We start from the raw sequence: 14,563 nt of genomic DNA, 5'->3' as shown, positions 1-14,563 counted from the left end.
ACTGGACAGCGCAGACGTAGAGGGAAAGGCCACATCATCGTGACTGAGATCGAGATCGGGCGGGGCAAGCGCGGCCGCCGGGCGTACGCGTTCGACGACATCGCCGTCGTCCCGAGCCGCCGTACGCGCGACCCGAAGGAGGTCTCGATCGCCTGGCAGATCGACGCCTACCGCTTCGAGCTGCCGTTCCTGGCCGCCCCCATGGACTCCGTGGTGTCCCCGCAGCACGCCATCCGCATCGGCGAGCTGGGCGGTCTGGGCGTCCTCAACCTGGAAGGGCTGTGGACGCGGTACGAGGACCCGCAGCCCCTGCTCGACGAGATCGCCGAGATGCCGGCCGCGACCGCGACCCGCCGGCTCCAGGAGATCTACGCCGCCCCCATCCAGGAGGAGCTGATCGGGCAGCGCATCAAGGAGGTGCGCGACTCCGGCGTCGTCACCGCCGCCGCGCTCTCCCCGCAGCGCACCGCCCAGTTCTCGAAGGCCGTCGTCGACGCGGGCGTGGACATCTTCGTCATCCGCGGGACCACCGTCTCCGCCGAGCACGTCTCGGGCGCCGCCGAGCCGCTCAACCTGAAGCAGTTCATCTACGAGCTGGACGTCCCGGTGATCGTCGGCGGCTGCGCCACGTACACCGCGGCCCTGCACCTGATGCGTACGGGCGCGGCCGGTGTCCTCGTCGGCTTCGGCGGCGGCGCCGCGCACACCACGCGCAACGTCTTCGGCATCCAGGTCCCGATGGCGACCGCCGTCGCCGATGTCGCCGGTGCCCGCCGCGACTACATGGACGAGTCCGGCGGCCGGTACGTGCACGTGATCGCGGACGGCGGTGTCGGCTGGTCCGGCGACCTGCCGAAGGCCATCGCCTGCGGCGCCGACGCCGTGATGATGGGCTCCCCGCTGGCCCGCGCCACGGACGCCCCCGGCCGCGGCCGGCACTGGGGCATGGAGGCCGTCCACGAGGACGTGCCGCGCGGCAAGCTGGTCGACCTCGGCACGGTCGGGACGACCGAGGAGGTCCTGACCGGTCCTTCGCACACCCCGGACGGCTCGATGAACATCTTCGGCGCGCTGCGCCGGGCGATGGCCACGACGGGCTACAGCGAGCTCAAGGAGTTCCAGCGCGTCGAGGTGACGGTGGCGGACTCGCAGCACCGCCGCTGACCTTCCCGTACGCCGGAGGGCCCGGACCGCACGTGCGGTCCGGGCCCTCCGGCGTGTTCGGGCGGTCGCCCGGCCGTGTTACTCGGCCACCTTCTTGGTGGTGGAGAACGCGACCACGGCGGCGATCACGAAGAAGACCACGCTGAGGAAGTCGGAGTCTTCCTTCCAGACCTTGTTCAGGTCGCTGAAGTGGTCGAAGAAGATCTCGGTGACCGAGAGCGGCAGCTGCTTGCTGATGATGATGGCCTCACCGAGCAGCTGGCCCAGGTAGACGCCGATCAGCGCGAAGGCGGCGCTGGCGACGGGCAGGACGGGGTTGCGTCCGCCGAGCTTGCCCGCGGCGAAGCCGACAATGGCGCCGACACCCACGGCCGCGTAACCGATCTCGTGCTTGGTGGCGCCGATGATGGCGCCGTAGATCCCGGCCGCGACGACGGCCGCGACGAACGCGATCAGCACACCGAGCCCGGGGTTCTCCCGCGTCGGGGCCGCGGGCGCGAACGGGGCGCCACCGCCGAAGGGGGCGCCGGGCTGCTGCTGGCCGCCGAACGGATTGCCGGGCTGGGGCTGGCCCGGGTGCGGGGGATACGGATTGCCCCCCTGGGGCTGCGGGGCGCCGTAGGGCTGCTGCGGCTGGCCGTCGTACGGGTTCGGCGGTGGAACGGGCGTGCTCATGGTGGATTCCCCCTGGGGCGGTGGCGCGCACGAATGTGCGAGGAGTGACGCCGCAGGCTAGCAGCCGGATCCGACATCGACCCAGCGGAATCCTTGGGAGAACTGGGATCAGAGCCGGTGCGCGGCCCCGGCGGGGGTCGCTCCGCGGGTGTCCAGGAGGAGCTGGGCCTTCACGGCGAGACCCTGGAGGTCGTACGTGCGGTGGTGCTGGAGCAGCACCGTGAGGTCGGCGCCGGCCGCGGCCTCGTAGAGCGATTCCGCACGCGGGACCGGGAGTTCACGCACCCGCCAGTCCAGGACGTGCGGATCGTGGTAGCCGATCTGGGCGCCCATCTCCCTCAGCCGGGTGGCGATCTCGCGGGCCGGTGAGCCCTCCTGGTCGGCGAGATCGGGCTTGTAGGTGACCCCGAGCAGCAGGACCCGGGCGCCCCGCACGGATTTCCCGTGTTCGTTGAGGAGCGTGGCGCAGCGCTGGATCACATAGCCGGGCATCCGGTCGTTGATCTCCCGGGCGAGCGAGACCATCCGCAGCGGGGGGCCGGCGGTGCGGCCGGCGTACGGGAGGAAGCCCGGGTCGACCGGGACGCCGTGACCGCCGACGCCCGGACCGGGGCGGAAGGGCTCGAAGCCGAAGGGCTTGGTCTCGGCGCACCGGATGACGTCCCAGAGGTCGACGCCGAGGTCGTGGCAGAGCACCGCCATCTCGTTGACGAGGGCGATGTTCACATGCCGGAAGTTGGTCTCCAGGACCTTGGTCATCTCGGCCTCGCGCGGTCCCCGGGCGCGGACCACCTTGTCGGTGAGCCGGCCGTAGAAGGCGGCGGCCGATTCGGTGCAGGCGGGGGTGAGGCCGCCGATGACCTTGGGGGTGGCGGTGTAGCCGTGGGTGCGGTTGCCCGGGTCCAGCCGGCTGGGGGAGTGGGCGAGGTGGAAGTCGCGGCCGGCGCGCAGCCCCGAGCCCTCCTCCAGGAGGGGCAGCAGGACGTTCTCGGTGGTGCCCGGGGGGACGGCCGATTCCAGCAGCACGGTGGTGTGCGGGCGCAGCCGGGCGGCCAGGGCGCGGGCCGCGTCGCCGACGGCGGTGAGGTCGGGGGTGCGGTCGGGGCCGAGGGGGGTGGGGGCGCAGATCACGGCCGTGCGGACCCGGCCCAGTTCGGCCGGGTCGGTGGTGGGGCGGAAGCCGCCGGAGAGCATCCGGCGGACCTCGGAGGCGGTGAGCGAGCCCTCGACGGGGGTGCGGCCGGCGGACAGCTCGGCGTAGGCCCGGGGGTCGGTGTCGTAGCCGACCGTCTGGATGCCGGCGGCCACGGCGGCCTGGGCGAGGGGCAGGCCGAGGTGGCCGAGACCGATGACGGCGAGGTCTGCGGGCATGGTGGAGGGCTCCTCCCCTAGGGCCGGGAGACGGATTGCGCAACTGCTGGGGACAACGCAATGTCAGACTAGGCGTAAATATGACCTATATGTCGCATTGTGGGGGTCCCGTCGTCCGGGTGTTGTCCACAGGCGGTGGCTGAAGTCGCGGAGCGCGGACAGAATCGAGGGGTGGGCACGGGGCTCCCGCCGGACGGCCGGGGGCCGCATCCCCGTGCCGGACCCAGCCCGACCGACCGGGAGGCAGCGGTGAGGACAGCGACACTGGGACCCGCGGAGCGCGCCGAGGCGCTCGCCGCGATGGCCGAGCGCGAACTGGACGTGCTGGTCGTGGGGGCGGGAGTGGTCGGCGCCGGGACGGCGCTGGACGCCGTCACGCGCGGACTGTCGACCGGACTCGTCGAGGCGCGGGACTGGGCCTCCGGCACGTCGAGCAGATCGAGCAAGCTGATCCACGGCGGGCTGCGCTATCTGGAGATGCTCGACTTCGCCCTCGTCCGCGAGGCCCTGAAGGAGCGCGGACTGCTGCTGGAGCGGCTGGCCCCCCATCTGGTGCGGCCCGTTCCGTTCCTCTACCCCTTGCGGCACAAGGGCTGGGAGCGGCTGTACGCGGGCTCGGGCGTGGCGCTCTACGACGCGATGTCCGTCTCCTCCGGCCACGGCCGCGGACTGCCCGTGCACCGGCACCTCTCCCGCCGGCAGGCCCTGCGCGTCGCCCCGGCGCTCCGGCGCGACGCGCTGGTGGGTGCCCTGCAGTACTACGACGCCCAGATGGACGACGCCCGCTACGTCGCCACCCTGGTGCGCACCGCCGCGGGCTACGGCGCGCACGTCGCCAACCGGGCCCGGGTCGTCGGCTTCCTGCGCGAGGGCGAGCGCGTCGTCGGCGCCCGGGTGGAGGACGTCGAGGCGGGCGGGACGTACGAGGTCAGGGCCAAACAGGTGGTCAACGCCACCGGCGTCTGGACGGACGACACCCAGGCCCTGATCGGGGAGCGCGGCCAGTTCCACGTCCGGGCCTCCAAGGGCATCCACCTCGTCGTCCCCAAGGACCGCATCCACTCCTCCACCGGACTGATCCTGCGCACCGAGAAGTCCGTGCTCTTCGTCATCCCCTGGGGACGCCACTGGATCGTCGGCACCACGGACACCGACTGGGACCTCGACAAGGCCCACCCCGCCGCGTCCAGCGCCGACATCGACTACCTGCTCGAACACGTCAACGCCGTCCTCGCCACCCCGCTCACCCGCGACGACGTCCAGGGCGTCTACGCCGGGCTGCGCCCGCTGCTCGCCGGTGAGTCCGATGCCACCAGCAAGCTCTCGCGCGAGCACACCGTGGCCCATCCGCTGCCCGGCCTCGTCGTCGTCGCGGGCGGGAAGTACACCACGTACCGGGTGATGGCCAAGGACGCCGTCGACGAGGCGGTGCACGGCCTCGACCAGCGCGTCGCCGCCTGCGTCACCGAGGACATCCCGCTGCTCGGCGCCGAGGGCTACCGCGCCCTGTGGAACGCGCGCGCCAGGATCGCCGCCCGCACCGGACTGCACGTCGCCCGGGTCGAGCACCTGCTGAACCGCTACGGCTCGATGACCGAGCAGATCCTGGAACTGATCGTCGCCGACCCGGTGATGGGCGAACCGCTCCCGGCCGCCGACGACTACCTGAAGGCGGAGATCGTCTACGCCGCCTCCCACGAGGGCGCCCGCCACCTCGACGACGTCCTGACCCGGCGGACCCGGATCTCCATCGAGACCTTCGACCGGGGCACCCGCTCCGCCCGGCTCTGCGCGGAACTGATGGCCCGGGGGCTCGGCTGGGACACCGACCAGATCGAACGGGAGGTCACGCACTACGAGAAGCGGGTCGAGGCGGAACGGGAGTCGCAGCGCCAGCCGGACGATCTGACGGCGGACGCGGCCCGGCTCGGGGCACCCGACATCGTGCCGCTCTGAGGCCGTGGCGGGTCCGGGTCCGGGCCCCCGACCCGGACCCCGGAGCGGGTTCGGGCCCCGGGCCGGGTCCGGGCGGCGGGCCGTACCGTGTCCGATTCCGGGGGTGCGGCACCGGACACCGCGTGAGATGTGGTTCGCTGGGCAGGGGTTCAGCGGCGGGCGCGGGCAGCGCCCCGCGCGGTGCCGATCCGGCGGGGACAGGCCCCCGCCGGGCCCGTCGGCACGCTCCCCGGCCCCGGCACCGGAGGCGGCCCGGGGGTGAGGGACAATGAACGCTCTGCCAGGGCGGGTTGATCGCAGAGGGGACGCATGTCGGAGGCTGAGCAGGCACGGGAGCCCCAGCGGGACAAGGACGCACGACTCCTTGCGGGGCGTTACCGGCTCGGGGAGGTGCTCGGCCGGGGCGGTATGGGCACGGTCTGGCGTGCCGTGGACGAGACGCTGGGCCGCACGGTCGCGGTCAAGGAACTGCGCTTTCCCTCGGCCATCGACGAGGACGAGAAGCGCCGGCTCATCACGCGCACCCTGCGCGAGGCCAAGGCGATCGCCCGGATCCGCAACAACGGCGCGGTCACGGTCTACGACGTGGTCGACGAGGACGACCGCCCGTGGATCGTCATGGAGCTCATCGAGGGCAAGTCGCTGGCCGAAGCGGTCCGCGAGGACGGCGTCCTGACGCCGAGGCGCGCGGCCGAGGTCGGCCTCGCCATCCTCGACGTGCTGCGCTCCGCCCACCGCGAGGGCATCCTGCACCGCGACGTGAAGCCGTCCAACGTGCTGATCGCCGAGGACGGCCGGGTCGTCCTCACCGACTTCGGGATCGCCCAGGTCGAGGGCGACCCCTCGGTCACCTCCACCGGCATGCTCGTCGGCGCTCCCTCGTACATCTCCCCGGAGCGCGCCCGCGGGCACAAGCCGGGACCGCCCGCCGACCTGTGGTCGCTCGGCGGACTGCTGTACGCGAGCGTCGAGGGCTGCCCGCCCTACGACAAGGGCTCCGCCATCGCGACCCTCACCGCCGTGATGACCGAACCGTTGGACCCGCCGAAGAACGCGGGCCCGCTGGAGGAGGTCATCTACGGGCTGCTCGCCCGGGACCCGGAGCAGCGGCTCGACGACGCCGGCGCCCGCGCCCTCCTCAACGACGTCATCAACGCCCCCGAGAAGACGGACGCGCCGGTCCCGCCGCCGGCCGAGGCCACCCAGGTGATGGCCCTTCCGGCGAGCGGCACCCCGGCACCCGCGAAGGCCGCGAAGGCCGCTTCCGCGTCCGCCGGGGCGGGCGAGGGCCGCGAACGGCTGCGCGGGGCGCTGCGCTCGGTCCGCAACGCCAGGACGGGGCCCGCCGCCCCGGCCGCCGGGAGCGGCGGAGCGGGGACCTCGGCCGCCGTGCCGCCGCAGCGCCCGGCGAGTTCCCCGGTGCCGCCGCCCCGGGCCTCCCTGACCGATGTGGTGCCGCGCCGCACGCTCGCGATCATCGCGGCCGTCGTCGTGCTCGCCGTGCTCGGCACGATCCTCGCCCTCAGCCTCGGCGGGGACGACACGGACTCCGACGGCGCGGGCAGGGGCACGGGCGGGGCGACCGCCACGGCGGGCCCCTCCGACGGCGGCTCCGCCGGCACCGCGGGCACCGGACAGGGCAGCGGCAAGGAGCAGGGCAAGGGCGAGGACGCCAAGGGCGAGGACGGGCAGGACGGCACCGGCGGCAAGGGCTCCGGCGCGGACGACTCCCAGGACGGCGACAAGAAGAAGGACGACGAGGCGGTCCCGGCCGGATTCCGCACCGTCGAGAACAAGAAGTTCCACTTCAGCCTCGCGATGCCCGAGGACTTCCGCTTCAACAAGACGGCGGGCGCCAACTCCGGAGCCATCTACAACGTCGACGGCGGCTTCCCCCGTATCCAGGTCGACTTCACCTCCTCGCCCGGCGACGACGCCGCCGGGTCCTGGCGGGCGGCCAGGGGCGCCGTCGCGGGCAGCAGCAACGACTACCACCACCTGGGCATCAACGCCGTGCAGTACAACGGCTACCCGACAGTCGCCGACTGGCAGTTCGAGCGCACCCAGCAGGGCCAGCGGGTCCGGGTCGTCAACCGGGGCTTCAAGGTCGACGCCACGCACGGCTACGCGATCATGATCAGCTGCCCGGCCGACGCCTGGGACGGCGCCGAATGCCGCTCCCTGCGCAAGACCGCGTTCGACACGTTCAAGCCGCTCGACTAGGGCGTGTCCGAAAGTCATGCCCCGGGCCGTGCCCCGGGGTCCCGCCGTCCGGCCGGGTTGCGCCGACCCTGCCGCGCGGCGGCCTCCTGCCACGTATGGTGAGAGGCCGAAGACCGTACGCAGCCGGATCGCACGTCAAGGCCACGGCGGACGACCGTAATTGACGGCTTCGTACGGTTCGGGTGACCGGGGGAACAGCGCGCTCTGGGGAGGCGTCGTGGACGACTACGCGGGTCGGGTCCTTGCCGACCGCTACCGCCTTCCGCTGCCCCCGTCCGACGAGTACGAACTGGTCGAGACCCGGGCGTTCGACACCTACAGCGGCCAGGAAGTCCTGGTCCGGCAGGTGCCGTTGCCGGAGGTCGTGGACGCCGAGGTGCTCGACGCGGACGGACAGCCGACGGCGGCACGGCGCACCAGCGGGAGGACCGTGCGGCGCTCCTCCGATCCGGCCGTCCGGCGCGCCATCGAGGCCGCCCAGGCGGCGGCCCAGGTGCCCGATCACCCCCGCCTGGACCAGGTCTTCGACGTGTTCGCCGAGGCGGGCTCGCTGTGGATCGTGAGCGAACTGGTGGCGGCCCGGCCGCTGGCGGCGCTGCTCGCGGAACGCCCGCTGAACCCGTTCCGGGCCGCCGAGATCGGCTCCGACGTGCTGGCCGCTCTGCATGTGCTGCACGCCCACGGCTGGACCCACCGCAACATCACCGTGCGCACGGTCCTCGTCTGCGACGACGGCCGCGTGGTGCTGACCGGCCTCGCGGCCGGGGCTGCGGAGGAGGCGCTGTGCGGCTATGTGCCGATGCCGCGCGACGACGACGGCGAGGGCCTGTACGGCCCGCCGGGCATAGAGTCGGGCCCCACCGGCCCGTACGTCCCGCCGGGCCTGGAACCCGGCCCCACCGGACCGACCGGCCCTTACGGACCGCCCGCGCCAGGAGCGTTGGAGGCCGGGCCGGATTCCTATGCCCGGCCGGAGGCTCTGGAGGGCGGCCACGACACCTACGGCGGGCCCGGGGCGTTGGAGGCCGGCCCGGATGCCCATGCCCGGCCCGGGGCGCTGGAGGGTGGTTCGGACTCCTATGCCTCGTCCGGGGCGGGGGAGAGCGGTCGCGATCCCTACGCCGGGCCCGGGAGTTCGGAGGGTGGCGCCGGTTCCTACGGGCCGTCCGGGGCGGATGAGAGCGGTCTCGACGCCTACGCCCGGCCCTGGGCCCCGGAGGGGGGCTCCGACCCCTACGCCCCGTCCGAGGCGGGGGAGAGCGGTCTCGACGCCTACGCCCGGCCGGGGGCCCCGGAAGGTGAGCCCGGTTCCTACGCGCCGTCCGGTGGTGTGCCGGCGGGCGATGACGCGGATTCCGGGTCCCAGCGGCGGGCCGGAGCCCTGGAGGGCGGTGCCGATGCCGGGTCCCGCCCGCCGGGCGTGCCGGAGGGCGGTGCCGAGTCCGGGGTGCCCGGGGCGCGGGGGCCCGCCGCCATCGAGTCGGGGACGTCGGGGTCCGCGCCGGTGCGGCCGTACGGGGCCGGGGCACTGGAGGCCGTGCCGCCGCCCGCTCCCGCCGCACCGCCGGTCCCGCCCGCCGGCCTGCCCGTACCGCCCGCCGGTGCCGACAACGCCGCGCAGACCAGGGCGGCCCGCGCGGGGGCCATCGCGGCGTACCGGGCCGGTGCCCGCGCCGCCGCGCGCCTCACCGAGGAGGAGCGCCGGGCCGCCGCCGACGGCACGTCCGACACCGGCACGCTGCCGGTCCAGCGGCCCGCCCGGCCGGCCGCGCCCCCGGCCGGACCGGCCGCCCCGCCCACCGGACCGCCCGTACCACTCGGCGGGACCGCCGCCCCGGGCGCGTTCGATGAGGACCCGTACGACGACGAGGACGAGGACGACGACTACGACGAGGGTCCCGGGCCCGTACCGCCCCGGCGGCTCCATCTCACCGGCACCTGGAACGACGGGCCGGGCCAGGGACGCCCCGTGCCCGCCGGAGGCTCCGGCGAGGACGCGCTGCGCGCCGACTCCCGGCGCGAGACCGCCCCGGCGGTGCGCCCGCGGCAGCCCGTCGCCGCGCGCAAGGACTCCCCGGGCCGCTGGGACGAGATCGTCGCCGGCAGCCGGAGCACCACCCCCGCCTACCGGGGCCCGGCCACCACCCTGGCCGCCGAGCGCGCCCGCCAGGCCCGGATCGCCGTCGTCGGCGCCGTCACCGAGCGCTGGGCGCCCGAACAGGCCGGACCCGTCCACGAGAACTGGCAGCTCGCCCCGCCCATCGGCCCCGCCACCGACCTCTGGGCGCTCGGCGCCCTGCTGTACCGGGCCGTCCAGGGCCACGCCCCGTACCCCGAGGACAACGCCGCCGAACTCGTCCAGATGGTCTGCGGCGAGCCCCCCGCCTTCGCCGAGGAGTGCGGCCCGCTGCGCCCGGTCGTGGAGTCGCTGCTGCGTCAGGACCCCACCGAGCGACCCGACTTCGAGGAGCTGCGCGGCTGGCTGCGCTCCCTGGTCCGCTCCGCGCCCGAACCGGAGGCCGGGGCCGACGTCGTACCGCTGCCCTCCGCCGACGCCGCCAAGCTCCCCATCGTCCGCCGCCGGGGCGAACTCGTCCGCAAGCGCCGCTCCCGCAAGGGCGGCGGCGCGCACGCCCGGCACCGGCAGACCAGGGAACGTCCGGAGCCACCGCCGAAGGCCCCCCGCGCACCGCGCGGCCCCAAGGAACCCAAGGTGCTGCGCACCCCGCCGCCCGGACAGGGCGGCGGCCGGGCACCGCGCCGGCTCGGACGGCTGCTCCTCGTCCTGATCCTGCTGGCCCTGGCCGGGGCGATCGCGTACGCGATGCTCTTCATGCCCAAGGCCGGTACGGACGACGGCAACGGCCCCGACCCGTCCCGTACCGCGACGGGCGCGCCCGCACCGGACCCCGGCGGCTCCGGCGATCCGCAGTCCTCGGGGACCGCCGGAGCGCAGCAGCCGCAGACCAGCCGCTCCGCCGTCGCCCTGCCGTCCGGTTACACGCTCCGCAAGGACGCGGAGGGCTTCGAGATCGGACTGCCCAAGTCCTGGAAGCGCGTCCCGCCCACCGCCGACCGCCGGATCACCTACGGGGACGGCGGCTTCCGGGCGGTGATCGTGCCCGGCCGCGACACGGCGGCCTCCGGCGCCGACCCCTTGGACTACCAGCGGGACACCGAGCCGGAGTTGTCGCCGTACCGTGACTCCGGGTCGGCCACGTCGAGCGGGCTGCGGAGGATCGACGTCGGTCAGCAGGCCATGGCGGAAGGCCGGTTCACCTGGAAGGAGTCCGGTCGCGAGGTCGTCGTGCGCAATCTCGTGATGATCGTCGAGGGCCGCTACCACGTGCTTCAGGTCATCGGCCCGGTGGGCGAGCAGGACAAGGTCGACGCCATCTACCAACAGGCCAGCGTCTCCTACCGTGTGACGGGGTGACGTGACGGGGTGACGTCCGCCGCCCCGTGAGCCGCGCCCCGCGAGGTGCGCGACAAGCATCACAGTGCGGTCTCGTGCGCGGTGCGAGGTTCCGTGGCCGCGCCTGTGCTCCGTAACCTGTCATCCGAAGGAACGGGGCGGGGACACGTGGATCGATCACAGGGAACGGAAGCGGGACTCTTGCTGGCCGGCAGGTACCGGCTCGGCGAGGTGCTCGGGCGCGGCGGCATGGGGAAGGTCTGGCGCGCGCACGACGAGGTGCTGCACCGCACCGTCGCGGTCAAGGAGCTGACGGCGGGACAGTTCGTCGCCGAGGCGGACCGGGACGTGCTGCACCAGCGCACCCAGAAGGAGGCGCGGGCCGCCGCCCGCATCACGCACCCGGGCGTGGTCACCGTCCACGACGTGATCCAGTACGACCACCGGCCGTGGATCGTCATGCAGTACGTCGACGGCCCGTCCCTCGCCGACCGGGCCAAGGAGACCGGCGAGGTCGAGCCCCGCGAGGCGGCCCGGATCGGCCTCCACGTCCTGGGCGCCCTGCGCGCCGCGCACAGCGCCGGGGTCCTGCACCGCGACGTGAAGCCGGGCAACGTGCTGCTCGCCCGGGACGGCCGGGTGCTGCTCACCGACTTCGGGATCGCCGCCATCGAGGGCGACTCGACCATCACCCGGACCGGTGAACTGGTCGGATCCATCGACTATCTGGCCCCCGAGCGGGTAAGGGGCGGCGATCCCGGCCCGGCCTCCGACCTGTGGTCACTGGGCGCCACGCTGTACACGGCCGTCGAGGGGCGCTCGCCGTTCCGCCGTACGTCCCCGATATCGACCATGCAGGCCGTCGTCACCGAGGAACCGCCGCCGCCCACCCGCGCCGGGGCCCTGGGCACCGTCATCACCGCACTGCTGCGCAAGGAGCCCGAGGACCGGCCCTCGGCGGCCGAGACGGAGCGGATGCTCCTGGAGGCCATGGAGGGGCGCGAACCCCGCTCGGCGCAGGCGTACGTCCCCACCCAGCACATCCCGGACGACCTGATGCGCTCGCTGGGCGCCGACGGCACGGCCGTCGCCCCGACGCCGCACGGAACGGCCCCGCACGGAACGGCCCCGCACGGAACGGCCCCGCACGGAACGGTCTCCCACGGCCAGGTGCCCGGCCCGGCGCAGCACGGCTCCACGGCCCAGCTCCCGTACCCGGGCGCCGTCCCGCCGCCCGGCCCCGTTCCCGGCGGCGCTCCCGCCCCGGCGGGCCGCCGGCCGAAGGGGCGGGGCCGGACGACGTTCCTCGTCATCGCCCTGGCGGCCCTGCTCGGTGGTGGCGCGGGCATCGCCGCGATGCTGTACGCGAACCGGGCGGAGGGCGAACCGACCGGACGCGGTGACGGCACCGCCACCCACGGCACCCGCTCGCCCGGCCCGGCCACCCCGAAGCCCACGGCCAGCCCCTCCCCGAAGCCCAGCCCCTCGGCCTCCGGCGATCCGACCGTCCCGGACGGCTGGCGGCGCGTGCAGGACCCCTCCGGGTTCAGCATCCTCATGCCGATCGGCTGGGAGCGCCGGGTGGAGGGCACCAACATCGACTACACCCCGGACGGCGGCGTGCACTACCTCCGGATCAGCGTCGACCCGGCGCCCGATTTCGAGGACTCGTACACCCATATGCAGAACCTGGAGACGAGCCTCAGCAAGCGGCTGCCGGACTACGTGAACCTGGAGATGAACAGCAACGTCTACCGCGACTGCCCCGGATCGATCTGGGAGTTCACGTGGACGGAGAAGAACGGCGAGAAGCGGCACGCGATCGACCAGATGTACTACGCGCAGGAGGGCGGCCCCGAATACGCGCTGTACATGACCGGACCGGCCGACGACTGGGACATCACCAGGGACCGGTTCAACACCATGCTGCGCAGCTGGAAGGCGCCCGAGGAAACCGGCTGAGGACGGATAACGCCCCTGATCAGCGGTTATTCAGCCAGTAGCTACTGGCTGGATCGGTGGGCGGTGGGCAGGGCTCCCGGGGGAACTGTGAAAAGCTGTTACCCACGGGTACCCAAAGCATCCGGCGCGACGTACTCTCGCCCTCATGACGGACTCGCAGGTCTCCACGCCCACCCCCGCCGCCGGCACCAACCCGGTGGCCGCCGCGCCCGCCGGGGTGCGTACGGCCGCCGACGTCGTGACGCCCGAGGTGGTCGCCCGGCTGACCCGTGGCGTCGTCGGCTCCGGCCGCACCGCCAACCACACGCCGTTCACCGGCGACAAGCTGGCCGACCTGCCCGAGTCCACCCCCGAGGACGTGAGCGAGGCCTTCGGCCGGGCCCGCGCCGCCCAGCCCGCCTGGGCCGCCACCCCGGTCCGGAACCGGGCCGCCGTGCTGCTGCGCTTCCACGACCTCGTCCTCGCCCGCCAGTCCGAGGTCCTCGACCTCATCCAGCTGGAGACCGGCAAGGCCCGGCTGCACGCCCACGAGGAGGTGCAGGCCGTCGCCGTCGCCGCCCGCCACTACGGGCGCCGCGCCTCCGCGTATCTGAAGCCCAAGCGGCACACCGGTGTCGTCCCGACCCTCACCAAGGTCACCGAACTGCGCCAGCCGCGCGGAGTCGTCGGCCAGATCGCACCGTGGAACTACCCCCTGGAACTGTCCGTCGGCGACGCGCTGCCCGCGTTCGTCTCGGGCAACGCCGTGGTGATGAAGCCGGACACGGAGACCGCGCTGACCGCGCTGTGGGCCCGTGACCTGCTGATCGAGGCCGGTCTGCCCGCCGAGGTCTTCCAGGTGGTGCTCGGCGAGGGACCCGTCGTCGGCCCCGAGGTCGTCAAGCACGCCGACTACGTCTCCTTCACCGGCTCCACCCGCACCGGCCGCGAGGTCGCCCAGGGCGCCGCCGCCCGGCTCGTCGGCGTCTCCCTGGAACTCGGCGGCAAGAACGCCATGCTGGTCCTCGCCGACGCCGACGTGGAGAAGGCCGCCGCCGGAGCCGTCCGCGCCTGCTTCTCCTCGGCCGGCCAGCTCTGCATCTCCATCGAGCGGTTGTACGTCCACGAGTCGGTCGCCGACGACTTCGTGGCCCGGTTCGCCGCCCGGACCAAGGCGATGCGGCTCGGTAACTCCCTCGCCTACGGCGCGGACATGGGCTCCCTCGTCGGTGAGCGCCAGCTGGAGACCGTCAGCCGCCATGTCGCCGAGGCCGTCGAGAAGGGCGCCACGCTCGTCGCCGGCGGCGTCGCCCGCCCCGACATCGGCCCGCTGTTCTACGAGCCGACCATCCTGGAGGGCGTCGAGGCTCCGATGGCCGTCTGCGGCGAGGAGACCTTCGGCCCCGTCGTCTCCGTCTACCGGTTCCGCGACGAGGACGAGGTCGTCGAGCTGGCCAACGCCACCCCGTACGGCCTCAACTCCAGCGTCTGGACCAAGGACGGCCGGCGCGGCCACCGGGTCGCCGCCCGGCTGCGCACCGGCACGGTCAACATCAACGAGGGGTACGCACCCGCGTACGGCAGCGTGCAGTCCCCGATGGGCGGCATGAAGGACTCCGGCCTCGGCCGTCGTCACGGCTCCGAGGGCATCCTCAAGTACACCGAGGCCCAGACGGTCGCCCAGCAGCGGCTGATGCCGCTCGCCCCGTCGTTCGGGATGGACGACGCGAAGTACGCCGCGTTCATGAGCCGCAGCCTGAAGGCCATGAAGGCCTTTCGTTTGCGCTGACCGTGTGCGCTTTGTGATCGCTTGAGCGT

8 protein-coding genes are annotated in these 14,563 nt (G+C 73.8%); 6 read left to right on the top strand and 2 right to left on the bottom strand.

Annotation, left to right across the window (positions count from 1 at the left end):
• The first annotated feature begins 39 nt into the window (after nt 1-39).
• On the top strand, nt 40-1,164 hold the full coding sequence (locus ACFVDM_RS17355; protein ID WP_383639862.1) for a GuaB3 family IMP dehydrogenase-related protein: 1,125 nt from the start codon (nt 40-42) through the stop codon (nt 1,162-1,164).
• A 78-nt stretch (nt 1,165-1,242) separates the two neighbouring features.
• On the opposite strand, the gene ACFVDM_RS17350 is transcribed toward ACFVDM_RS17355, so the two are convergent.
• Together ACFVDM_RS17350 and ACFVDM_RS17345 are read right to left on the bottom strand one after the other, a co-directional pair.
• On the bottom strand, nt 1,243-1,839 hold the full coding sequence (locus tag ACFVDM_RS17350; protein WP_383639859.1) for a hypothetical protein: 597 nt from the start codon (nt 1,837-1,839) through the stop codon (nt 1,243-1,245).
• A 108-nt stretch (nt 1,840-1,947) separates the two neighbouring features.
• Nucleotides 1,948-3,210 (bottom strand): nucleotide sugar dehydrogenase, encoded by a 1,263-nt coding sequence (locus tag ACFVDM_RS17345; protein WP_383639856.1) that lies wholly within the window; start codon nt 3,208-3,210, stop codon nt 1,948-1,950.
• A gap of 249 nt (nt 3,211-3,459) precedes the next feature.
• Between ACFVDM_RS17345 and ACFVDM_RS17340 the strand changes: the two genes are divergently transcribed.
• The 5 genes from ACFVDM_RS17340 to ACFVDM_RS17320 all read left to right on the top strand — a co-directional run bounded on the left by ACFVDM_RS17340 (nt 3,460) and on the right by ACFVDM_RS17320 (nt 14,534).
• The gene (locus tag ACFVDM_RS17340; RefSeq protein ID WP_383639853.1) at nt 3,460-5,166 is read left to right on the top strand and encodes a glycerol-3-phosphate dehydrogenase/oxidase; all 1,707 of its coding nucleotides are present in this window, start codon (nt 3,460-3,462) and stop codon (nt 5,164-5,166) included.
• Between the two features lie 309 nt (nt 5,167-5,475).
• Complete coding sequence (locus tag ACFVDM_RS17335) at nt 5,476-7,389, top strand: serine/threonine-protein kinase (RefSeq protein ID WP_383639850.1); 1,914 nt, start codon at nt 5,476-5,478, stop codon at nt 7,387-7,389.
• Between the two features lie 217 nt (nt 7,390-7,606).
• A complete protein-coding gene (locus ACFVDM_RS17330; protein WP_383639847.1) occupies nt 7,607-10,825 on the top strand; it encodes a protein kinase in 3,219 nt (1,072 codons plus the stop codon).
• Between the two features lie 180 nt (nt 10,826-11,005).
• The gene (locus ACFVDM_RS17325) at nt 11,006-12,766 is read left to right on the top strand and encodes a serine/threonine-protein kinase (protein ID WP_383639844.1); all 1,761 of its coding nucleotides are present in this window, start codon (nt 11,006-11,008) and stop codon (nt 12,764-12,766) included.
• A 145-nt stretch (nt 12,767-12,911) separates the two neighbouring features.
• Nucleotides 12,912-14,534, top strand: a complete 1,623-nt coding sequence (locus ACFVDM_RS17320) for a succinic semialdehyde dehydrogenase (protein ID WP_383639841.1) — start codon at nt 12,912-12,914, stop codon at nt 14,532-14,534.
• Nucleotides 14,535-14,563: the final 29 nt, after the last annotated feature.

Origin of the sequence: Streptomyces sp. NPDC057682, assembly GCF_042799575.1 — a bacterium.
Classification (GTDB): domain Bacteria; phylum Actinomycetota; class Actinomycetes; order Streptomycetales; family Streptomycetaceae; genus Streptomyces.
This window is presented reverse-complemented; position numbering and strand designations above follow the sequence as displayed.